Here is a 22,874-nt window from a genome sequence, read left to right as displayed (position 1 = left end):
ATATTCCATAGGTAAAAACATGATCAATGTCATTAATTAATCGAATAACACATTATGTTTTTATATTTAAAATAACAATCAAGAAGATATTTATCTAATACAAACAAAAATATTTATTTAATGATTGATGCATTCATTTAACGAATGCATCAATCATTAAATAATCATTTACCATGAGAATATTTTCTGTCGTTTATATAAATATAGACACTCATTTAAATATAAGTACTATCAATCTAATCATAAATAAAAAAACCGGAGAGATACTCCGGTTTTTCATATCTCACTCGTGAGCAAGCAGAAAGATTAGTCTTCCTTCACCACAATCAGTGGTTCAATATCGCTCTCTTTTTTAATCACCAGCGACTCGTCACCACGCAGGCAGGTACCGCCGTAGTTACCACCTACGGTAAAGGTACAAACCTGGATATATTTACCGGCAACTTTTGGCAGACACCAAAGCTGCTGATAAATGTTCTTCTGCTCGGCAAACTTACCGCTGGTTTTATCCAGTAGCTCTTCCTGATGACTCACCAGATCGATGTTGCTGCCACAACGTCCTGCAATAGGTTTCACCGCATAACCGGTTTGCGCCAGCTCTTCATTAACAGTGAAATCCGTATCAAGCAGATAACGGTGGTGCGGGAACAGTTGCCAGAGGATCGGCAGAATCGCTTTGTTGCCAGGGATTACCGTCCACAGAGGTTCGAAGACCAACACTTCCGGGCGCAGCAGCACGTCGATTAAACGTACTTCCTGATTCGTATGCCCGGTACGAATTGGCACCGCGGCGTACTCCGTTTCGCTAACCTCACGCACCTGCTCAATCGCGGTTTCCCACGCCCAGGTCTTCCAGACGCAGTTCACCAGACGGCCGTCCCCGTCAATCAATTGACCGGCGTCATCCCAGCGCAGTTCATCCAGACCCCGCAGAATTTTGCTGTCAAACCCGGCCTGACGCAGCGCCTGCTGCATAAACTGCGCGTGATAGTTTTCTTCGATATCCTTATCCTGCATGATGTGGACAAACGGACGTGCGCGGCTGTGCTTCCAGGCCCCCGCCAGTTCGTTGATCAACCCTTCAGCCGGGTTGTGTCCCTGCCCTGTGTAGCCCCGTTCGGCCCATCTTTCGAGGATCAAACCGGCTTCGGTATGGCACGATGCGGAATCAGCGTTGTACTCATACACCTTCAGTCCGCGTTCATCCATACAGAAATCCATACGCCCCGTAATCATATGATGCCGACGACGCTGCCAGGAAAGGCGCAGGCGCGGCCAGAGGATTTTCGGAATATCAAACAGCGCTAGCAGGTTGTCGTCTTTCAGCACCTTGTCAGTCGCGTGCAGATACATCAGGTGCAGCTCGTTGGTGGCTTTAATCAGCTCCTGCTCGGCGCTCTCGGTAATGGTGAAGTACTGATGAGGGTCCTGATTAATCACATGCCCATTCGCCAGCACGTAGGCTTTTTGCAGCGGATCCTGTTCATCCAGCCATTTGCCGTCAAACTGCCCATTATCTTCCAGTCGCGCACCGCTGATTTTCAGCGAGTCATTGGCGATCTCCGGCTGCGGCAGGCTGTAACGGGTATCATCGGTCTGAATCATCCAACCAAGGATAGTGGTGTCGTCAAAGGTATCACACAGGGTATAACAACCGTTCTCAACCACCATCTCCAGTTCGCGGGTCCACTGCTGTCCGGGAGGCAACGGCGTATGGAGCACGTTCTGCTCGGCAATACGGATTTTGTTTTCCAGCAACTGGGTGACGACCGCCACATGCCCGGTATCTTTAAATTCGCCGCCTTTTTGCCAGATAAGCAGAGCGCCTGCTACCGGCGCGCGGGGCGAACCATTCGGAAATGCCTGTAACGGTAGGATGTTGTCATTCACTACTTCGCGCAGGAAGCGTAAGGAGAAGATCTCCCAGGCCATACCCACATCGGTGAAGACCATGCCATAGTTTAGGAAGAGAAAGCGGCGTGCGAACTCTACGCACTGCCATTTGTGGCCCATGTATTCATCGTCGATATAGCTGCGAAATGCCGCATCATCGTCGTAGTCCCGTGGGTCGAGGGAGCTGTAATCTGAAGAGTAGATTGCTACGCCACCTGGGGCGTAGCCCAATAATGTCCCGAATGGGGCATCCTGACTGGTCGTTCCTTTGCTCATGCACCTTACCTCAAAACAATACAGCCTGAGCAGGTTGGCGTGAATTTTTCGCTCTGGTTGCCTGCTCTGCGACACTAACCGGACAGAGGTCGACATCATCATACACCTCAACGCAGCGGCTGGCGCTCAGAGGCGAAAAATTCACAGCAGGAACTACGCTTTGGTCAGGGTGACCGGTACGCTTTTATACGCCGGAGTCAAACTTTGTGTATCTACTGCATCCAGCGAAAGCAGGACATTCGCTTCTGGCAGATAAGCGCCAATTGAGCCAGCCGCCATGTTGTAAATCACCACCGTTAAGCCGTACATGATGCGATCCGCGCAGGGCTGACCGTTGTCGTCCAGCGCCTGAACGTTGACCACATCACCCTGGCTCAGACCGCGGCTCGTTGCTTCTTCGGCGCTTAAAAACACCACATCCCGACGACCGGTAATGCCACGATAGCGATCGTTCATACCATAAATCGTGGTGTTGTACTGATCGTGGCTACGCAACGTCGCCAGCACCAGCGCATCGGCAGGCTGATGTTCCCACTCCACCGCCCGCTGATTACTGACGATAAAGTTGGCTTTGCCATTCGCCGTTTGCCATTCACGGCGCGAAGCAGGCGTATCCATACGAAATCCGCCCGGCTCGGCAATACGTGCGTTGTAATCGTGGAACGCCGGGATCACGGCTTCAATGGCGTCACGGATCAACGCGTAGTCCCCGGTAAATGCTTCCCAGTTGATCGGTGAACGCGGTAGCGTGGCACGCGCCATGCCCGCCACAATCGCGGGCTCCGATTTTAGCCAGCGGGAAGCCGGCTTCAGCGCGCCGCAGGAAGCGTGAACCATCGACATAGAATCTTCGACGGTCACCGACTGGATCCCCGTCGCCTGCATGTCGCGCTCCGTTCGGCCTAATGCAGGTAGCAGGTAGTTATGCTTTGCCAGCAGCAGATGAGATCTGTTCAGTTTGGTCGCCACATGGACCTGCAGATCCAGATTTTTCATCGCCGCAAAGGTACGCTGCGGCTGGGGCATCGCTACCGCCAGATTGCCGCCCATGCAGATGAGCGCTTTTGCATCTCCCCGCTCGATGGCCCGAATACTCTCCACGCTGGAGCGGCCATGTTTGCGCGGAACACGGATAGAAAAATGCTTCTCAAGGCGTTGCAGGAAGTCTTCGGACGCCGCTTCGTTGATCCCTACAGAACGATCGCCCTGCACGTTAGAATGACCGCGTAACGGGCAGATCCCCGCCCCCGGCTTACCCATATTGCCTTTCAGCAGCAACAGATTTACCAGCTGCTGGACGTTCTCGGTGCCGTTTTTATGCTGAGTGATGCCCAGACCATAACAAACAATCGTGGCGCTGGATTTACTGTAGCTGTGCGCCAGATCTTCCATCTGACTGCGCGTCAGGCCCGAGTCCTGTTCCAGCTCAGCCCAGTTATGCTGACGTAAGTCGTCATACAGCGCTGCATATCCCGCGGTATGTTGGTCGATAAACGCATGATCGAGCGTCGGCTGCTGATCCAGTAGGATCCGCGCTTCGTCCATTTCGATTAGCGCCTTCATTATGCCTTTGAGCAACGAGGCGTCTCCGCCCATTTTTACCTGGTAGTAGTCGTTGCTCAGCTCCGTCGCCTGACCGGTGAACATCTCTTTCGCGCTTTGCGGGAAGCTAAAGCGCTCAAGCCCCCTTTCGTTCAGCGGGTTGATGGAGATAATTTTGGCTCCTCGTTTGGCAACGTCGCGCAAGGTGGTCAGCATGCGTGGATGGTTAGTACCAGGGTTATGCCCGATACAAATTACCAGATCGCAGTGGTCGAAATCATCAAGTTCAACGGTCCCTTTCCCAAGACCAATGGCCGGCGTTAGCCCTGCGCTGGTCGGTCCGTGGCACATGTTTGAGCAATCAGGAAAGTTGCTACTACCATATTCGCGGGCAAACAGCTGATACAGGAACGCCGCCTCATTTGACGTTCTGCCGGAGGTGTAAAATTCAACCTGTTGTGCTGAGTCATAGCTGCGCAGACGCTCGCCGATCTCCCGAAAGGCGAAATCCCAATCTACCGCCTGCCAGGTGTCTGACACTGCATCGTATTTCATTGGATGCGTCAAACGACCAATGTTTTCCAGTTCATAATCGCTGTAGTGCCAGAGTGTGGAAACCGGGTGACGGCTGAAAAATTCCGGTGACGCTTTCTTACTGGTTGTCTCCCAGGAAACCGCCTTAACGCCATTTTCGCACAGCTCCATTGGCGCACGATGCCCGGGGTCCGGCCACGCACACCCCGGACAATCGAACCCTTTCACCTGGTTCATTTTGAACATCGCGATAATGTCGCGCGCGACAGCCTTTTGCGAAAACACCGAAGCAGTGACGGCTTTTACCGCACCCCACCCACCCGCAGGGCCCTGATAACCGCTTACTCCTGGAACACCATTTTTCATTATTACTGCTTATTCACCGCCAATTTTTGATGGTGAATACGGTAGCAATTTCCGTCCAACATTGATTTCCTCTTCATGGAGTACGGGCCAGGTACAATGAACGGGTTAGATTTATCTTCCCCTTTCAGCACAAAGCGACATAAAGTCCCAATCTGTTAAATTGAGTTCTACCTAACTGCTACACTGCATCAACACAACCACTCAGAAGGCAGGTCAATATGTCAGACAATACCTATCAGCCCGCGAAAGTCTGGACGTGGGAAAAGTCGAACGGCGGCGCATTCGCCAATATCAACCGCCCGATTTCCGGCGCCACCCACGAGAAGACGCTGCCGGTTGGCAAGCATCCGCTACAGCTCTATTCGCTGGGTACGCCAAATGGGCAGAAAGTGACGATTATGCTGGAGGAGTTACTGGCACAGGGCGTGAAGGGTGCGGAATACGATGCCTGGATTATCCGCATCGGCGATGGCGATCAGTTTTCCAGCGGCTTTGTTGAGGTGAATCCGAACTCGAAGATCCCGGCGCTGCGTGACCATTCGCAAAACCCACCGGTTCGCGTATTCGAATCTGGCGCAATTCTGCTCTATCTGGCAGAAAAATACGGTTATTTCCTGCCGCAGGATTTGGCAAAACGTACTGAAACGCTGAACTGGTTGTTCTGGTTACAGGGTGCGGCGCCGTTCCTCGGCGGTGGTTTTGGTCACTTCTATAACTATGCGCCGGTAAAAATTGAGTACGCGATCAACCGCTTCACCATGGAAGCCAAACGCTTACTCGACGTACTGGATAAGCAGTTAGCACAGCATCAGTTTGTGGCAGGAGATGAATACACCATTGCCGATATGGCGGTCTGGCCATGGTTTGGCAATGTGGTGCTGGGTAACGTGTACGACGCGGCAGAGTTCCTCGATGCAGGAAGTTACAAGCACGTGCAGCGCTGGGCAAAAGAGGTTGCCGCGCGTCCGGCAGTTAAGCGAGGTCGTATTGTAAACCGCACTAATGGGCCGCTGAACGAGCAGCTTCATGAACGTCATGACGCCAGCGACTTCGACACCAATACCGAAGATAAGCGCCAGGGTTAAAATGCCTGATGGCGACGCCGGGGCGTCTTATCAGGCCTACAAAGATGCCATGCCGTAGGCCGGATAAGGCGTTTGCGCCGCCATCCGGCATAAAATCACGCGCTGGTGACGTCGTACTCCATGCGGCGAAGTGCGTCTAACGTGGCTTTAGCTTCATCTTCATCAATGATGCTCATGGCGAACCCTACGTGCACCAGCACCCATTGCCCGACCAGCTCAGCGGTATCACCTTCACAAATCAGGGCAATATTGACATCACGTTTGATGCCGCACACTTCAACCTGCGCAAGCTGGTGAATATCTTCACCAACGGCCAGAACCTGACCAGGGACTCCAATACACATATCTGACTCCGCCCCATAGCAACCTATGGGTTATTCGACTTCAATACTTTTCACTTTCAGTGAATCGCCTGCATCAACCCGCAGACGATCGCCCTGACATAGTGGACACTGCGCATCATGCTGGGTGATTTCCACAACCTGACTGCAATCCCAGCACCATGCCTGGGCTGGTTTGTAATCAATATGCAGCTCACACCCTTGCGCCAGCGTGCCCTGACAGACGATGTCGAAACTGAAACGGACGGCGCTCTCTTCAACGCACGAGAGCGCTCCGATTTCCAGCCAAACGCCGGTTACACGTTTGACACCGTGCTGCTCTGCCTGCTGTTGAACAATCTCAACCGCGCTCTGACAAAGGGACAGCTCATGCATTTTCGCAGTTCCGACGACCCAGCAGTAGCGCGCGACGATTTAGCTGCGGCGCATTCGGATCGCTCACCGGCAGCGATAACAGCATGCGCGCGCAATCGTCAGTCAGACGCACACCTTCTTGCGCCGACATGCTGTGCGAAAGCGGCGACATCAGTGAGCAAGAAAGGTATTGCGATACGCCATCCAGTTCACCAACGGTAAAGGTCATCTCGCCATACGGCAGACGCAGCCCGATTTTTTCGCTGACTTTACGCACCGGCCAGATCTGGTCCGGTCCGGGGAAAATCAGTGTGCTGAGCATCCAGGGTGTGATAACACACCCCGTCCACTGTCCTTCAAACAACGTAAAATCAGAGACATATACCGGCATATTCGGATGCAAGAAAGAGAGATCGTGCATCGAACACCGGGCAACCTCTTCAAACGCTGCCTGAATCTGCGTCTTCGGGGCCGTCTGAAAACCGACAAACTCCTCAGACATGAGCCGCCTCCCGAGGGATCGCTTCAACGCCTGATTCGCGAAGCGCGGCAAGAACCTGCTCCAGCGCCGGTTCAATCATCGCTTCAACCGTTGGCGTTAGCCCGATATGCGGTTCCAGCGATTCCGGAATAACGCCGACTAAGGTCAGCTTTTTCGGAAACTCGCCGGTAAAACGCAGGGCCGACAATACGTCGGCCAGGCCAAGCTGGTGCGGTGAGATTTTGTTGGTAAACAGCGCCGGGATCTCTTCATCCCGCAGGATCATCATCGTTCCTGGCGTGTTTTTCTTCGACACAATGGCGTCAGCAATGATCAGATGATCTCTGTTCGCCATATCGCCGAGAAGCTCCATCCCAGCCGTACCACCGTCCAGAACATCAACAAAGTCTGGCAGGATGTACCGTTGCTCTAATGCCTCAACGATACGTACCCCGATGGCTTCGTCGGTCAGCAAAATATTGCCGACCCCTAAGACTAATATCCGCATTACAGAACCTTAACTGAGACCACTTCGTTCCCGTCAACGTCCACCACATGCACCGCACATGACATACAAGGGTCGAAGGAGTGAATGGTACGAACCACTTCCAGCGGTTTGTTTGGATCGGCAATCGGCGTACCTACCAGCGAGCGCTCATATGGTCCCACTTCATCATTAAAGTTACGTGGGCCAGAGTTCCAGGTTGACGGTACAACCGCCTGGTAGTTGCTGATAATGCCGTCTTTAATCACCATCCAGTGAGACAGCATACCGCGTGGCGCTTCGAGGAAACCAACACCTTTGAATTCGCCCGTTGCCGGAATATCCGGTTTCACGAAGGTGGTGTGGTCGCCCTTACCGATGTTCACAATCAGCGCGTTGTACTGATCCTGCAGAACGTTCTGCAGTTCACAACAGTGAACGGTACGGCCAATAATTCGGCCCAGCGTAGAGTGCAACTGCGACACTTCGATAGTTTTACCGGTCAGCTTGGTGTAAATCGCGATGATTTCATTCAGCTTGGCATGAGTAGACTCGCGTTTGGCCGCCAGTTTACACAGCATGTTGGCCAGCGGACCCACTTCAACCGTTTTACCGTAGAAAGTCGGCGCTTTAACCCAGGAGTATTTGCCGTCGTCTGACCAACCGGTGTAATCAGGAACCGTTGTGCCTTCCCACGGAGCCTGCGGCGCTTCGTCTTTGTACCACGCGTGTTTCGCACTCTCCTGAATCCCTTTGATCAGGTACTCATCTGAGTGAGAGGTGATCGGACGATAGGTCGAAAGATCGGCATCGGTGATATAACCGCCCGGGAACAGGAAGCTGCCGTTTTTACCGTCTGTCGGGAATTCCGGCGCACTCAGGTAGTTAACCGCACCCTGACCACGTTCCAGCCACTCAGGATAGAACGCAGCAATAACCGCGGTATCAACCTTGTACACCTGCTCAACGAAGTCGCTCAGCTTATCGATGAAGGACTTGATGTACATCAGGCGTTCAAGGTTCAGCACACCGAGGCCGTCAAGGTTAATTGGGTTAGCAACCCCACCTACCGCCAGGTTCTGGATGTGCGGCGTTTTACCGCCTAACAGTGCCACAACGCGGTTGGCATCACGCTGGCATTCCAGCGCTTGCAGGTAGTGTGCGACCGCAATCAGGTTCACTTCCGGCGGCAGCTGCATTGCCGGGTGACCCCAGCAACCGTTAGCAAAAATGCCTAACTGACCGCTGGCAACAAGATCTTTGATCTTGTTCTGAACCTTGGTGAACTCTTCTGCGCTGTTCAGGTGCCAGGAGGACACGCCGTTCAGCATGGCAGACGCTTTCGCTGGGTCGGCTTTCAGTGCAGAAGTGATATCCACCCAGTCCAGCGCAGACAACTGATAGAAGTGAACAATGTGGTCATGCGTGGTGTGCGCGGCCAGAATGATGTTACGGATATACTGTGCGTTCACCGGAACATCAATATTCAGCGCACTTTCTGCTGCACGAACGGAAGAGATAGCGTGAGTGGTCGTACAAACGCCACAGATACGCTGCACAATCATCCAGGCATCGCGCGGATCGCGGTTTTTCACGATCTCTTCCATGCCACGCCACATGGTACCGGAAGCCCATGCTTTAGATACCACGCCATTTTCGATTTCGCAGTCGATGCGTAAATGACCCTCAATACGGGTTACCGGATCAATAGTAATTCTCTGGCTCATGCTTTGCTCGCCTCATGACGATTTTGATCGTTTTGTTTTAAAGGAGGAAGTATCGGCAGTAGACGAATGAGTACGATGTATGCACAAATCTCAATAGCCACAAAACCAATAGAAATCAACAGCTCTTCCCAGGTCGGGAAGTAGTGGTAGCCACCACCAGGATTGAACGCCACCAGCGAATAGGACAGACGCCATGTTGCACAACCCAGCAACGCGCTCAGCGCAGACAGATACAGCATGCGCGAGTCATTACGCAGCTTAGTGACGCGCAGCACCACCAGCGGGAAGACCATCAGCACGACTTCAAGCCAGAACATCAGGGAGTACAGATCGCCTGAGAACGCATAGGACAGCTTGTCGCGATAGATCAGTTCGCCAAAGCGCAGGACGACGAAAATCGCCAGCAGCACGCTGATGGTATTCGTCAGCTTGATGAACAAACTTTTCTCGTCCGGACCGTTACCTTTCAGACCGGCTTGTACCAACGAGCCTTCAAAGATGACGATCGAGAAGCCCATAATAAAGGCGGTTAATACCGAGAAAAGCGGCAGCATTTCATAAGCTTGCCATAGCGGATGCACCTTATAACCCGCAGAAATCATCAATGAACCCATTGAAGACTGGTGCATGGTTGGCAGCAGCGCGCCGAGGGCAATAATAAAGAACATCACTTTATTCAAACGTTTGAGGGAAACTTTCCACCCCAGACGTTCAAACAGAGCCGGAGCAAATTCCAGCGCCATGATGCCGATATAGATGGTCATACAGACCGCCGTTTCGAACAGTACCGAGTTCACGTTGAAGTGGCCCGGAATGTAGAAATACGGCAGGTTCCAGTAACGACCGACGTCAATGGTGATCGACAGACCACCCAGCGAGTAGCCAAACAGGCTCGCCAGCAGCGCCGGACGAACCAATGGATGGTATTGTCCTCTGTTGAAAACGTACACCGCCCATGCCAGCGCCCAACCGCCGCACGCGAAGCCAGTACCAATCAACAGGTCAAACGCGATCCATACACCCCATGGGAAACCGCCGTTCAGATCGGAGACTGAGCCCAGTCCGAAGACCAGACGTTTCACGATCAGGAGCATACACAGGACGATAAGCGGCCCAAAAATAATGACCGGTTTGCTGATTATTTTTCCGCCCAGCGGTTTAGGATCATGACTCATGATCGTCTCCTCCATCGTGATGGTCGTTTTTCGTGTTACGACGAACCAGCACGGTTAAGCCCGCCAGCGCAGCCAGGGGTAATATCATGCCCTTGTACAGGGAATGTTGAACATGTTCGGAACGCGCACCAGTTGAAAGATCATCCAGCTTCGGCAGATCCAAATCCTCGTAAGGAACACCCGTCAGTACCATAACCTGCGTACCACCGCCTTCTTTCTCACCGTACAGGTGCGGGTAGTACTTCGGTACCGTATGCAGATAGGTATCGCCTGCTTTCACCGTCTGACGCGGATAGTGGTATTCGCTACCAGGCTTCAGCGCGAGACGTTTTTTCGCCTCAGCCATCAGCTCTTCACGCGTACCAAAAATCACCGCACCGGCAGGGCACACTTCAACACAACCCGGTAAACCACCTTTGTCCAGACGCTCAACGCCTTTCTGGTTACACAGTTCACATTTGTGAAGCGCACCAAACGGGTTGTTGTAGTCGTACTTAGGCACGTTGTACGGGCAGGCGACCATGCAATAACGACAGCCCGTGCAGACATCTTTGTCATAATGGACGATGCCGGTTTTCGGATCTTTCTTCAGCGCGGAGACCGGGCAAACGGAAACGCAGTTCGGATCAACACAGTGCATGCACTGTTTCTTGATGTATGCGTAGCCATTTTCTTCCTGGTCTTTGTTAACGCCTGTTCCGCTACGCCACACCTGAATGATGTTGTTGGTATACGGCGACAGTTTGTCGTTGTTCGACCAGGTTTGCTCGCCTTCCGGGTTACGCGCCGGGAAGTTGATATCCTGACACTTAGTGACACAGGCCTGGCAGCCTACGCACAGCGTCGAGTCATAGAGCATCCCAAGAGAACCTGGGATCGGCGGACGGTTTTCTGCAGCCGCATGGCTGATGGACGGCGCTGCGCCCAACAACAATGCCCCGCTGGAGGCTGCTTTTATAAAGTTACGTCTGTTCACGGTTATTCTCCCCGTGAGTCAGCGTTATCTTTCTTCTGCTGACGCCCCAGTTCACGAACCGCCATCACGCTGACACCGGCAACCAGTCCTACTACGCCACCCAGCAGTCCAATCGCTCCGGCAGAAACATTGCCGCCTTCTTTCATGTTGACGTCAGGTTTCTCGGAACGCGGCGTTTGGTTTTCCACATGAGCAAGCTGGTGAATACCTTTATGGAAGCCGACGCCTTCTTCGTTACAGCCGTAGCAAGGGTGACCGATAGCCACCGGCCACACGCCACCCACATCGCAGAATTGCAGCGTTGAGCAGTTGCCGTAGGTTTCTGGCCCTTTACAGCCCAGATGGTAGAGGCACCAACCTTCACGGTGGCCTTCATCACCAAACTCTTTAGCAAAACGACCAGCATCGAAGTGCGGGCGACGTTCGCAGTGTTCGTGAATCAAACGGCCATAGGCGAATGTCGGACGGTTTTTGGTATCCAGCTTCGGCGGCTTACCATAAGTGATGATATGCGCGACCGTTGCGAGGAAGTTATGCGGGTTCGGCGGACAGCCGGGGATGTTGATGATGGTTTTGCCTGGCAGAACTTCTTGCAGGCCGACGGCACCCGTTGGGTTAACGCCAGCGGCAGCAACACCACCCCACGCGGCGCAAGAGCCGATGGCAATGATAGCGGCTGCGCCTTCTGCGGCCCGGCGGATGTGATCCACGATCGGCTCACCGGCAACCATACAGTAAATACCATTATCTTTCAGTGGGATAGAACCATCTACTACCAGAACATATTGCCCTTTGTACTTCTCCAGAGCGTTATGTTTGTTCTCTTCGACCTGATGGCCGAAGGCGGCAGAGAGCACCTCATGGTATTCCAGAGAGATTGTCTCCAGAACGAGGTTTTCCACTGTAGGGTGTGTCGCGCGAAGCAGCGATTCAGTACAACCCGTACACTCCTGAGCACCAATCCAGATAACCGGTGGGCGCTGAGGACGAGAAACTGATTCGGCCATTTCTGCGGCGGCTTTGCTACTGAGCCCCATGGTAGCGGCCAGTGCTGCACAAAGCTTCATGAAATCACGGCGATTAATGCCGCTCGAATTGATGAGAGAGTTATCTCCAGTCATTTTATAGTTATTCCGTTGCGAAGACCTGGCTTTTATTTTGCACCATTCGCATGTTGCATATTGCGATCGGCGCGCCATTACCACACTTTTTATATGGTTATGTGCATTATAATACTTCGGCGGAGCAACAAAACGAAGGTGTAGGTCAATAGTGTAATTAATTAAAGCAAGATAATACCCCTTTCGGATCAAGCTTCGAGTCGATAGCCGGCCATGAAAAAGCGAATTGTTGTACTGGACTGGTTCTCTTTAAAGAAATCCATCACCATCTCTTTATCCAGCCCATAGCGGCGCGTCAGGATCCCCGCTTCCCACGCGCTGAGTTGTCGATCGCCCGTTTTTTCAAACATTCGATGCGAAAATCCCAGCACAAAACCACGCTTATAATCCGCACAAAAATTCGCCACTGAGCGTGCACTGTCCGCACTTGAGGCGTTTAATCCGGCCATCAGGCCTTTACCAAAATGGTTGTCCATGCATAACCTCCAATCGCTATATAATAAATTATATAGCGATTTTTTAAGCAAAGACCAGAGGTATCACGAACTTTTTATAACGGCTTAAAAGGACACCCACTCATCCGTTTTAGCGGCCGCAGACGTTTTGCTGTCTGCTGAAGAGGAAGCGGTTTGGCTGGCTGTGTATTGCACATCATTAGCGGAAAGGCGGAACTGTTGCACCGAGCGTTGCAGCTCTTCCGTTTGTCGTTCCAGCGCCACGGCCGCGGCGGAGACTTGCTCTACCAATGCGGCGTTCTGTTGCGTTACGCTGTCCATCTGCGTGATCGCCACGCTCACCTGCGAGATGCCCTTATTCTGTTCTTCTGAAGCAGAGGCGATTTGTTTCATGATGACGGTCACTTCGGTGGCACCGCGCAGAATCGCCTCCATGGTTAATCCCGTTTCTTTAACCAAACGAGCACCCTGATCGACACGACGCGATGACTCGCCAATCAGCGTCTCAATCTCTTTCGCCGCCCCGGCGCTGCGACTGGCAAGGTTACGTACTTCACCGGCAACGACGGCAAAACCGCGCCCCTGCTCGCCTGCCCTGGCAGCTTCAACCGCCGCGTTCAGCGCCAGAATATTGGTCTGGAAAGCAATACTATTAATAACTGACGTGATTTCCGCGATCTGTTTAGAACTGGCAGCAATGCCGTCCATCGTCTCAACCACTTCCGAAACCAGCGTGCTCCCTTTGCCTGCCGTTTCTGTGGCCGTATCGGCAAGCTGGCTGGCTTCACGCGCATTTTCTGCGTTCAGTTTTACCGTTGCGGTCAGCTGCTCCATGCTGGCAGCGGTCTCTTCCAGTGCCGCAGCCTGTTCTTCAGTACGTGAGGAGAGATCGTTATTCCCGGTCGAAATTTCCGTCGCCCCTCGCCAGATATTGTCACTACCTGAACGGATGGTACTGACGGCTTCACGCAGGCTATCCTGCATCGCGCACAATAACGGCACCAGTTGACCCACACAGTTACGACCAAAATCTTCGATGGGATGGCTGAGATCGCCCTGCGCAATCTGCTGGAACTGTTGGCGAATACGTCCCAGCGGTTTCACCATCATGGAAACAAGGTAGCGGTCGGTAAAGAAAAGGAGGGCAATCCCAAGGATAACGGCGGTGATAATTAGCGTCCGGATGATAGAGGTTTTGCCATCGACCATCACGCGGGTGGTATCGAGTCGCTCGCCTGCCGTGGCGTTAAAACGCTCGGCACTGGCGCCAAATTCACGGCTCAACGCGGGTGTAATAGTGCTGGCATGCTCCGCAAAGGCCGTAAGCGTACCCTGCTGCGCCAGCTGCATTTGCGGGATCACGCCGTTGTCCAGCAGCGCCTGCCACTTCGTCAGTACTGCGTTAGCGACGTCAGGGTCCATAGGGCCCGGAGACAACGTTTTCATCTCCTGGAGTTTTTTGCTCATATTCTCAAGGGACTGTTGCGCCGGCGCAAAATCAGGCGTTCCGCCGCTCATTTTGACATCCATGGCGCGACTTAAGCGCGTTACGAAGCGAAAGTACTGATCGTTGCCCTGACTGAGAACCGTCATCTGATGGACAAGATGACGGTCAATATCATTGCCTTCAGATATTTTTGATAACGAATGAAGACTGAATAAACCCACGCCTGACCAGAGCAGGCAAAAAAGTCCCAGTATTGCCAACATGACAATACGAATAGTGAAGTTTTTCAGCAAACGCATAATAATTTCCTTGCCGTTGATGAGGAATTCGCCATCAGGCGATACTTATCCTTGTTATCGGCAGGCAACAGAGAAGATATAATGCGTTCTTTATTTTTTTACTTTCTTAAGTACATCCACTATCTCTCCACACTATATCAATATGAATGCTAATGAAATTCGGTAGCATTATTATTCAGGTAATTAGTTATAAGCATTAAATAATCTATTGTTTTCTATCGCAAATATTTGTTAAACCACGCAAGAGTACGTTCCCAGGCCAAATCAGCTGCAGCTTTATCATAACGGGGGGTCGAATCGTTGTGAAAGCCATGATTAACGCCGGGATAGATATAGGCTTCATAGACTTTCTTATTGGCCTTAAGCGCCGCTTCATAGGCAGGCCATCCCTCATTAATACGTGTGTCTAATTGCGCATAGTGCAGTAATAAAGGCGCGTTTATTTTAGGGACATCTGACGCAGGAACCTGACGCCCATAAAAAGGCACCGCGCAGGCCAGTTCCGGGAATGCCACTGCGGCGGCATTCGATACGCCACCACCGTAGCAAAATCCGGTGATACCTACCTTTCCCGTGGTCCCCGAATAATGTTGCATAAATTCAATGGCGGCAAAAAAGTCGTTCATTAACTTTACGGGGTCAACCTGCTGCTGCAATTCCCGACCTTTATCATCATTGCCTGGATATCCCCCTACCGAACTTAATCCATCCGGCGCAAGTGCCATAAAGCCCGCCTTCGCCACCCGTCGCGCCACATCTTCAATATACGGATTCAGCCCACGATTTTCATGTACTACCACCACCGCCGGAACATTCCCCGTCACCTTCGCAGGTTTAACTAAATACCCCCGCACATCACCATGCCCTTCAGGCGAAGGATAGGTAATATATTCCGCCAGAATATCGGGATCGGTAAATTCTACCTGCGTTGCGAGGGCATAGTTGGGTTTCAATAAATTGAATAAGGCCAACGCCGTCATGCCACCCACTGCATATTTCGCTGCCAGATTGAGAAACTCGCGTTTCGTTATTTTGCCATGCGCGTAATAGTCATAGTAGTCGAGCAGTTCTTGCGGAAAATCTTTGGCAGTCAAACGCGGCATCGTCGCACTCCTGATTGATGTTTTTTTAAGCAAAGCACAGTGACCTGTTTTTGCCCAGTTTTTCATCTCAGTGTGACCTGGTGAACGGGATATTCACCGTGAACCCGCTAGAATAGAAACGTTGTTTCGAAATTCACCTGCACTAAGGAGATCTCATGGCCTGGTTTGCCAATCCTGAACGTTACGAGCAGATGCTCTATCGCTACTGTGGGCGCAGCGGTTTGCGTTTACCCGCGCTATCGCTGGGTTTATGGCACAGTTTTGGGCACGTTCAGGCGCTGGATTCACAGCGCGCCCTGTTGCGTAAAGCATTTGATTTAGGCATCACGCATTTTGATTTAGCCAATAACTATGGGCCGCCACCAGGCAGCGCAGAAGAGAATTTTGGCCGATTGCTGCGCGAGGATTTTGCCCACTATCGCGATGAACTGATTATCTCCACCAAGGCAGGCTATGACATGTGGCCTGGGCCATATGGTTCTGGCGGTTCGCGCAAATACCTGCTCGCCAGCCTCGACCAGAGTCTGAAACGCATGGGTCTCGACTATGTCGATATCTTCTACTCTCACCGCGTTGACGAAAATACGCCAATGGAAGAGACCGCCTCGGCGCTGGCCCACGCCGTGCAAAGCGGTAAAGCGCTGTATGTCGGCATCTCATCCTATTCCCCGGAACGTACGCAGAAAATGGCCGAGTTGATGCGGGAATGGAAAATTCCATTGCTGATCCATCAGCCGTCTTACAACCTGCTTAACCGCTGGGTAGACAGCAGCGGCCTGCTGGATACGCTGGAATCCAACGGTATGGGCTGCATCGCATTTACGCCGCTGGCTCAGGGACTGCTGACGGGGAAATACCTTAACGGTATTCCGGAAGGTTCACGCATGCAGCGTGAAGGGAAAAAAGTTCGTGGGTTAACGGAAAACATGCTGACGGAAGAAAACCTTACCAGCCTGCGTTTGCTTAATGAGATGGCGCAACAGCGCGGACAGTCGATGGCGCAAATGGCCTTAAGCTGGCTGCTGAAAGACAACCGGGTAACGTCGGTATTGATTGGCACCAGTCGACCGGAGCAACTGGAAGAGAACGTTCAGGCGCTGGCGAATCTGACGTTCAGCGCCGAAGAACTGGCGCAGATCGATAAGCACGTCGCGGACGGTAAGCTGAACCTGTGGCAGGCCTCATCTGACAAATAACCGTAGGTAACACCGTGCCGGGTGGCGGCATTAGCCTCCCCGGCACGTAATACGGGCCAGTTAGTCCCTCACACCTCTTCCGCTTTAATCTCTGGACGTTGATATTCCGGCCACACCAGCGCGACAAGCGCAGGATAAGCCTCAAGGCTGAACTCCCTGAAGCACTGACGTAGGTTAAGCACGTCCAGATCGGCATGCGGGACTTTCTCGCCACTCAGGCAGCGTTTTTTAATATTGTCGTAATACTTATACACCGCAGAGTTGAGATCGCTACAACGCCGCTGTGCATCAAATAGCCCTGGCGTCTCATTCAGCTCCACCATTGTCATCCGTTTGATCGTCGAGTGGATAAAATCGATATATTCGTGATTGACGCGCCAATACCAAACCGGAGTAATCGAATTCATCAGTACCGAGAAATGATCTTCACCCTCTTCTTTACTCAGTATTTCCGGTTGGTTTTCAGCGTATCCATTTTCTGCATTGCGGTTTTTATTTGCGCTGCGCATCAACAAAAGTACCCCGCAAGTCAGCAATAGCAGGGTAATAACAGAATAAAATATACTGTTCATATACTGGCTCCATTTTTTTTGATTTTAAAATTACGCCATGCTATTGTCAACGCGGCATGGTTTATTTAAAACAACATATCATTGGCATCAAAGGATATTTCAACATGCTTCCCGAGCATCTTGTTCCCTCGCGTTTTCACTTATCCAGCTCACCTGACAATACCACCTCTACAGATAATAGTGAAAATTTGACTCAGGGGAAGATAACATTAAGCGATTACGAATCCGATATTTTGATTAGCTCAACCGCTACCGGTCAGTCACGGAATATGCTATTTGAAGAGTGCGACCGCCATTTAAAAGAGCGTCTATTTCGTGCAGCAAAAATTGAGTCATTCTCTCGCCTGCTCAATTCACTACAGGCAGAAGGCGACATTAATGCACAAGAATTAAGTAAAATTTTGACTCAAAAAACAGCCATCATAAATGAACAGGGCAACAAAATTTGGCTTAATTTAATTACCCGTGAAACCAGCGATCCTATTTTTTATTCTCTGGAAGAGAAATAAAATGAAAGATGTTGAGGATAATAATATTTATTTGGCTTTAGATAACCATAAAAGCGATGAGTTTGTCTTAAAGCAAAATTTAGCCGTGTTGATTGCCAATAAAAACACGACACTGGAAAGCGTTGCTCAGGAGATAGTCTCTATTCCCGCTGCACTGGTGCGGATGAAATGGCAAAATCGCCGTGAAATTTACTCGCTACAGGCTAAAGAAGAGATCTACGGTGCCGCGATCGAAGCCATTATGGAGCAGCAACCAGAACTGCGGGACAAAATCATGGCCCGACTGGAAAGCACCTACCAGCATATACTCGCGCGGGAAACGGCCACCTTACGCCTGACGCGAAAGCTGTCTGAAGGGAACTACGAACCCACCAGAATAACCACGGTCGCGTTAGATGAGAACAGATAAGAACAAGTGTGCGAGGGAGTTGAATCAGGAGAGGCACGCCGGGTAAGGCGGCAACCATTACCCGGCAATGATGAGGATTACTTCGCTTTCACAGTCTCTTCGCCAACCAGACCAATCTTCAGGAAGCCCGCCTGATGCAGCGTATCCATCACCTTCATCATGGTTTCATAATCAACGGTTTTATCTGCCCGGAAGAAAATCGTGGTGTCTTTCTTCCCTTCAGTTAGCGCATTTAGCTCGTTAATCATGGTTTCATCCGTCACCTGATTGTTGCCAATAAACATACTCTTATCGGCTTTAACTGACAGGTAAACCGGTTTTTCCGGACGCGGCTGCGGCGTGCTGGTGGAGGCAGGGAGATTCACCTTCACATCTACGGTTGCCAACGGCGCGGCAACCATAAAGATGATCAATAAAACCAACATAACGTCGATAAACGGCGTCACGTTGATTTCATGCATTTCACCGTTATCGTCCAGGTTTTCATTAAAGCTCATTGCCATGGAACATTATCCTACACGTAATTTCTGCGCTGCACGTACCGGATGCGCGGATGCGCTCGCGTTCAGGTCCAGATCGCGGCTTTGCAACAACAGCACCTGTGCCGCGACGTCGCCCAGCATCGCTTTATAGCTGCCAATCTGACGTGCGAAAATATTGTAGATAACAACCGCTGGAATTGCTGCGACCAGACCGATTGCGGTCGCTAACAGCGCTTCTGCGATACCCGGCGCAACAACGGCCAGGTTGGTCGTTTGGGTTTGTGCAATCCCGATGAAGCTATTCATGATGCCCCATACGGTACCGAACAGACCGACGAAAGGAGAGATAGCCCCGATGGTGGCCAGGTATCCGTTACCGCGGCCCATATGGCGACCTACCGCAGCCACACGACGCTCCAGACGGAAGCCGGTACGCTCTTTAATGCCTTCGTTATCTTCGCTACCTTCTGACAGTTCCAGCTCGTTCTGCGCTTCGTTAATCAACTGTGCGCCCAGGCTTTTGCCATCGAATCCTGCGGCAATCTCACTTGCCTGATCTAAAGAGCGGGCTTCCGCCAGCAGTTGCTGTTCACGCTTAAGGCGGCGTTTCTGAGTAAAGAACTCAAGGCTCTTACTAAAGAAGATAGCCCAGGTGACCACTGACGCCAAAATCAGCCCAATCATCACGCACTTAACCACGATATCGGCGTGCTGATACATACCCCAGACGGAAAGATCCGTCTGCATCAAATTATTACCCACTCTGTATCTCCAGGACGCAAATCACAAAATCTGAGCGTAATCATATCAAAACGACGTCGAATTGATAGTCGTTCTCATTACTATTTACATATTGCCGCACCTTTGGTTTCTTTTCCTTGCGCTCACGCAGTAAAAAAGTCACCAGAAGCATTTTGAGATTATTTTCTACTGTATGGCCGTTCTGCAGGATGCGTCATCTTTGATTCATGGTAGTTTAGACATCCAGACGTATAAAAATAGGTAAGACAACATGGCAGATAAGCAACTTGAAACCAAACTCGTTCACGCAGGACGCAGTAAAAAGTACACGCTGGGCTCGGTAAATAGCGTTATCCAGCGCGCTTCTTCGCTGGTTTTTGACACCGTAGAGGCCAAAAAACAGGCCACGCACAACCGGGCGAACGGCGCACTGTTCTATGGACGTCGCGGAACCCTGACGCATTTCTCTCTTCAGGAAGCGATGTGCGAACTGGAAGGTGGCGCGGGTTGCGCACTGTTCCCCTGCGGTGCGGCGGCCGTTGCCAACACCATCCTTGCCTTTGTGGAGCAAGGGGATCATGTGCTGATGACCAATACCGCCTATGAACCCAGTCAGGATTTCTGTACCAAAATTCTCGGCAAGCTCGGCGTGTCCACCGGCTGGTTCGATCCGCTGGTTGGCGCCGATATCGTTAAGCACATACAGCCGAACACGAAAGTCGTATTTCTGGAATCTCCCGGCTCTGTCACTATGGAAGTGCATGATGTTCCCGCTATTGTTGCCGCCGTCAGAAGCGTCGCGCCGGATGCAATCATCATGATTGATAACACCTGGGCTGCCGGGGTGCTGTTCAAAGCGTTGGATTTTGGCATCGATATCTCTATTCAGGCAGGCACCAAATATCTGATTGGTCATTCTGACGGCATGGTCGGCACGGCGGTATCTAATGCCCGCTGCTGGGATCAACTGCGCGAAAATGCCTATCTGATGGGGCAAATGCTGGACGCCGATACCGCCTATATGACCAGCCGTGGACTGCGTACGCTGAGCGTTCGCCTGCGTCAGCACCATGAAAGCAGCTTAAAGGTCGCCGAGTGGCTGGCCAGCCATCCGCAGGTCGCCCGCGTGAATCACCCGGCACTGCCCGGCAGTAAAGGGCATGAATTCTGGAAGCGTGATTTCACCGGCAGCAGCGGCCTGTTCTCCTTTGTATTGAATAAGAAACTCAATAATGAGGAGCTTGCCGCGTATCTGGATCACTTCAGCCTGTTCAGCATGGCTTACTCCTGGGGCGGTTTTGAGTCGCTGATTCTCGCCAATCAGCCGGAACACATTGCGGCAATCCGTCCGCAAGGCGAGGTGGACTTCAGCGGAACGCTCATCCGTTTACATATCGGTTTAGAGAATGTTGACGATCTGATTGCCGATTTGGCCGCAGGATTTGCCCGAATCGAGTAAAATTGCCACAGATGGACATATATGCAGACACTTCTGGTGGAAAAGTCTGCAATTGTTGCGTCCGGGATCAAGGCATCCCGGGCAATTCAGGAGTACAATCCACACATAAACGCTGTTCCACAGGAAAGTCCATGGTAGTCATTCAAGATATTGTCTCCGCGCTCTGGCAACACGATTTTGCCGCACTGGCGGATCCGCACGTGGTGAGCGTGGTGTACTTCGTCATGTTCGCCACGCTGTTTTTAGAAAATGGCCTGCTGCCCGCCTCCTTTTTACCCGGAGACAGCCTGTTATTACTGGCAGGAGCGCTGATCGCTCAGGACGTGATGAGTTTTTTACCTACCATAGCTATTCTGACGGCCGCAGCCAGTCTGGGCTGCTGGCTGAGTTATATTCAGGGACGCTGGCTAGGCAACACGCGCACGGTGAAAGGCTGGCTGGCGCAATTACCGGAAAAATACCATCAGCGCGCAACCTGCATGTTTGACCAACACGGTCTGATGGCGCTGCTGGCAGGGCGTTTTCTGGCGTTTGTTCGCACCTTGCTGCCAACGATGGCGGGCATTTCAGGGCTTCCTAACCGTCGGTTCCAGTTTTTTAACTGGCTGAGTGGCCTGCTGTGGGTCACCGTCGTCACCAGTTTCGGCTATGCGCTGAGCATGATCCCGTTCGTTAAACGCCATGAAGATCAGGTGATGACCTTTTTAATGATCCTGCCGATTGCCCTGTTAACCGCAGGTCTGTTGGGAACATTGTTCGTGGTGATTAAAAAAAAATACTGTAGCGCCTGAGTATTATCCGTAGCCGGGGTAATCCCCGGCATTTTGCCTGATGGCGCGCAGCTTTATAGCCTACGGTGTACCTGTCAGGCCTACAAGCAATCAACTCCCCTGCATCATACGAATTCTTGCCGCATCTTCCCCCGGCGTTACGCCAAAGAAACGTTTGAACTCCCGACTGAATTGCGATGCGCTCTCATAACCGACGCGCATGGCAGCCGCACTGGCCTTCATTCCATCGTGAATCATCATCATCCGCGCTTTATGCAGGCGATAACTCTTAAGATATTGCAGCGGCGACGTGCTGGTAACCGCTTTAAAATTATGATGAAACGCCGACACGCTCATGTTCGCCTCTGCCGCCAGCTGTTCTACATTGAGGTTTTCGGTGTATTTGGTTTCAATCCGCTTCAGTACCCGGCTTATCAAACTGAAATGCGTCTGGCGACTGACCAGCGCAAGCAAGGCACCGCCACGCGGCCCGGTCAACACATGGTAGAGGATCTCGCGAATAATCTGTTTCCCCAGAATACGCGCATCCAGCGGCCGCTCCATTACATCCAGCAGGCGCTCTGCGGCACAGAGAATTTCGTCAGAGAGTGTCGCAGAGTTAATCCCACTGGCAGCCATGGCGGGCTGGAACAGTTCGTCTTCCCCAATGTCCATCAGCAGCTCCTGCAATTGCAGAATATCGACATTCAGGTAAATACCGGCCAGAGGAACCTCCGGCATCGCATAGGTTTCACATTCAAAGGGTAAAGGTACGGTTAGCAGCAGGTATTCGTTGGCGTCATAGCGAAATATGCGCTCATTGATGTAACCAATTTTATGTCCCGAAAAGAGAAATATGATTCCTGGCTGATACATGACCGGTGTACGTGCCGCCGGCTCCGTACCGTATAGCAGGCGGACATCTGGCAGCAGTTCGTTAAGTCTATTTTCATTGCTTTTCAGCTGCTTAATTTTATCTGTCAGCAGAAGGCAGATCTCATCACGGTTCATGGAGCACCATTTCATCATCGGTTTTCGACCCTGACATAATGCGCAGATTTATCCGTTTTCTCCAGC

23 protein-coding genes are annotated in these 22,874 nt (G+C 51.8%); 6 read left to right on the top strand and 17 right to left on the bottom strand.

All coding sequences use genetic code 11. The annotated features are described in order from the left end of the window. Window positions 1-306: 306 nt before the first annotated feature. Together gss and OGY37_RS06745 are read right to left on the bottom strand one after the other, a co-directional pair. Complete coding sequence (gss, locus tag OGY37_RS06750) at window positions 307-2,169, bottom strand: bifunctional glutathionylspermidine amidase/synthase (RefSeq protein WP_003828343.1); 1,863 nt, start codon at window positions 2,167-2,169, stop codon at window positions 307-309. A gap of 153 nt (window positions 2,170-2,322) precedes the next feature. Then, complete coding sequence (locus OGY37_RS06745) at window positions 2,323-4,611, bottom strand: FdhF/YdeP family oxidoreductase (RefSeq protein WP_286620388.1); 2,289 nt, start codon at window positions 4,609-4,611, stop codon at window positions 2,323-2,325. Window positions 4,612-4,829: 218 nt separating this feature from the next. Between OGY37_RS06745 and yghU the strand changes: the two genes are divergently transcribed. Continuing rightward, window positions 4,830-5,696 carry a glutathione-dependent disulfide-bond oxidoreductase gene (gene yghU / locus OGY37_RS06740; protein WP_048225529.1) on the top strand — a complete coding sequence of 289 codons (867 nt, stop codon included), beginning with the start codon at window positions 4,830-4,832 and terminating at the stop codon, window positions 5,694-5,696. A gap of 95 nt (window positions 5,697-5,791) precedes the next feature. On the opposite strand, the gene hybG is transcribed toward yghU, so the two are convergent. The 11 genes from hybG to yghX all read right to left on the bottom strand — a co-directional run bounded on the left by hybG (window position 5,792) and on the right by yghX (window position 15,659). Beyond that, window positions 5,792-6,040 carry a hydrogenase maturation factor HybG gene (gene hybG, locus OGY37_RS06735; protein ID WP_003024459.1) on the bottom strand — a complete coding sequence of 83 codons (249 nt, stop codon included), beginning with the start codon at window positions 6,038-6,040 and terminating at the stop codon, window positions 5,792-5,794. Between the two features lie 30 nt (window positions 6,041-6,070). Then, window positions 6,071-6,412: a hydrogenase maturation nickel metallochaperone HypA gene (hypA, locus tag OGY37_RS06730; protein WP_003828349.1), complete on the bottom strand. Its 342-nt coding sequence runs from the start codon at window positions 6,410-6,412 to the stop codon at window positions 6,071-6,073. Continuing rightward, complete coding sequence (gene hybE, locus OGY37_RS06725) at window positions 6,405-6,893, bottom strand: hydrogenase-2 assembly chaperone (protein ID WP_286620386.1); 489 nt, start codon at window positions 6,891-6,893, stop codon at window positions 6,405-6,407. The genes hypA and hybE overlap by 8 nt, the downstream gene beginning before the upstream one ends. Then, window positions 6,886-7,380, bottom strand: a complete 495-nt coding sequence (locus OGY37_RS06720) for a HyaD/HybD family hydrogenase maturation endopeptidase (RefSeq protein ID WP_003828351.1) — start codon at window positions 7,378-7,380, stop codon at window positions 6,886-6,888. Before OGY37_RS06720 ends, hybE begins: the two co-directional genes overlap by 8 nt. Next, a complete protein-coding gene (gene hybC / locus OGY37_RS06715; protein ID WP_003828353.1) occupies window positions 7,380-9,083 on the bottom strand; it encodes a hydrogenase 2 large subunit in 1,704 nt (567 codons plus the stop codon). Before hybC ends, OGY37_RS06720 begins: the two co-directional genes overlap by 1 nt. After that, the gene (gene hybB / locus OGY37_RS06710) at window positions 9,080-10,258 is read right to left on the bottom strand and encodes a Ni/Fe-hydrogenase cytochrome b subunit (RefSeq protein ID WP_003828354.1); all 1,179 of its coding nucleotides are present in this window, start codon (window positions 10,256-10,258) and stop codon (window positions 9,080-9,082) included. The genes hybC and hybB overlap by 4 nt, the downstream gene beginning before the upstream one ends. Beyond that, window positions 10,248-11,234, bottom strand: coding sequence for a hydrogenase 2 operon protein HybA (gene hybA / locus OGY37_RS06705; RefSeq protein ID WP_003828357.1), 987 nt, complete (start codon window positions 11,232-11,234; stop codon window positions 10,248-10,250). The genes hybB and hybA overlap by 11 nt, the downstream gene beginning before the upstream one ends. Before the next feature lie 2 nt (window positions 11,235-11,236). Continuing rightward, window positions 11,237-12,355 (bottom strand): hydrogenase 2 small subunit, encoded by a 1,119-nt coding sequence (gene hybO / locus OGY37_RS06700; protein WP_003024486.1) that lies wholly within the window; start codon window positions 12,353-12,355, stop codon window positions 11,237-11,239. A 188-nt stretch (window positions 12,356-12,543) separates the two neighbouring features. Then, complete coding sequence (locus OGY37_RS06695) at window positions 12,544-12,831, bottom strand: DUF2623 family protein (protein ID WP_003024490.1); 288 nt, start codon at window positions 12,829-12,831, stop codon at window positions 12,544-12,546. A gap of 84 nt (window positions 12,832-12,915) precedes the next feature. Further along, window positions 12,916-14,556: a methyl-accepting chemotaxis protein gene (locus OGY37_RS06690; protein WP_063941825.1), complete on the bottom strand. Its 1,641-nt coding sequence runs from the start codon at window positions 14,554-14,556 to the stop codon at window positions 12,916-12,918. Between the two features lie 215 nt (window positions 14,557-14,771). After that, window positions 14,772-15,659: a YghX family hydrolase gene (yghX, locus tag OGY37_RS06685; RefSeq protein WP_111464937.1), complete on the bottom strand. Its 888-nt coding sequence runs from the start codon at window positions 15,657-15,659 to the stop codon at window positions 14,772-14,774. A gap of 155 nt (window positions 15,660-15,814) precedes the next feature. Between yghX and OGY37_RS06680 the strand changes: the two genes are divergently transcribed. Continuing rightward, entirely contained in the window at window positions 15,815-16,855 is a 1,041-nt protein-coding gene (locus tag OGY37_RS06680) for an aldo/keto reductase (protein ID WP_286620384.1), read from the top strand. A gap of 68 nt (window positions 16,856-16,923) precedes the next feature. On the opposite strand, the gene OGY37_RS06675 is transcribed toward OGY37_RS06680, so the two are convergent. Further along, window positions 16,924-17,427, bottom strand: coding sequence for an ESA_00282 family adhesion-associated protein (locus OGY37_RS06675; RefSeq protein ID WP_008785809.1), 504 nt, complete (start codon window positions 17,425-17,427; stop codon window positions 16,924-16,926). Window positions 17,428-17,531: 104 nt separating this feature from the next. Between OGY37_RS06675 and OGY37_RS06670 the strand changes: the two genes are divergently transcribed. Both OGY37_RS06670 and OGY37_RS06665 read left to right on the top strand, forming a co-directional pair. Beyond that, window positions 17,532-17,936 (top strand): hypothetical protein, encoded by a 405-nt coding sequence (locus OGY37_RS06670; protein ID WP_003828367.1) that lies wholly within the window; start codon window positions 17,532-17,534, stop codon window positions 17,934-17,936. A 1-nt stretch (window position 17,937) separates the two neighbouring features. Beyond that, window positions 17,938-18,345 (top strand): cytoplasmic protein, encoded by a 408-nt coding sequence (locus OGY37_RS06665; RefSeq protein WP_286620383.1) that lies wholly within the window; start codon window positions 17,938-17,940, stop codon window positions 18,343-18,345. A 77-nt stretch (window positions 18,346-18,422) separates the two neighbouring features. Here OGY37_RS06665 and exbD read toward each other — a convergent pair whose 3' ends face one another. Both exbD and exbB read right to left on the bottom strand, forming a co-directional pair. Then, window positions 18,423-18,848 carry a TonB system transport protein ExbD gene (gene exbD / locus OGY37_RS06660; protein WP_003828370.1) on the bottom strand — a complete coding sequence of 142 codons (426 nt, stop codon included), beginning with the start codon at window positions 18,846-18,848 and terminating at the stop codon, window positions 18,423-18,425. Between the two features lie 6 nt (window positions 18,849-18,854). Beyond that, entirely contained in the window at window positions 18,855-19,589 is a 735-nt protein-coding gene (gene exbB, locus OGY37_RS06655; RefSeq protein WP_003828371.1) for a tol-pal system-associated acyl-CoA thioesterase, read from the bottom strand. 250 nt (window positions 19,590-19,839) lie between these two features. On the opposite strand from exbB, the gene metC reads away from it, so the two are divergent. Both metC and yghB read left to right on the top strand, forming a co-directional pair. Beyond that, window positions 19,840-21,027: a cystathionine beta-lyase gene (gene metC / locus OGY37_RS06650; RefSeq protein WP_032945009.1), complete on the top strand. Its 1,188-nt coding sequence runs from the start codon at window positions 19,840-19,842 to the stop codon at window positions 21,025-21,027. A 131-nt stretch (window positions 21,028-21,158) separates the two neighbouring features. Beyond that, a complete protein-coding gene (gene yghB / locus OGY37_RS06645; RefSeq protein ID WP_003024510.1) occupies window positions 21,159-21,818 on the top strand; it encodes a DedA family general envelope maintenance protein YghB in 660 nt (219 codons plus the stop codon). A gap of 90 nt (window positions 21,819-21,908) precedes the next feature. On the opposite strand, the gene OGY37_RS06640 is transcribed toward yghB, so the two are convergent. After that, window positions 21,909-22,808: an AraC family transcriptional regulator gene (locus OGY37_RS06640; RefSeq protein WP_286620405.1), complete on the bottom strand. Its 900-nt coding sequence runs from the start codon at window positions 22,806-22,808 to the stop codon at window positions 21,909-21,911. Window positions 22,809-22,874 lie beyond the last annotated feature (66 nt).

This window comes from Citrobacter sp. Cpo030 (genome assembly GCF_030333005.1).
In the GTDB taxonomy this organism is placed as follows: Bacteria; Pseudomonadota; Gammaproteobacteria; order Enterobacterales; family Enterobacteriaceae; genus Citrobacter; species Citrobacter portucalensis.
The sequence above is the reverse complement of the archived record's forward strand: the minus strand, read 5'-3'. Positions and strand labels throughout refer to the sequence as shown.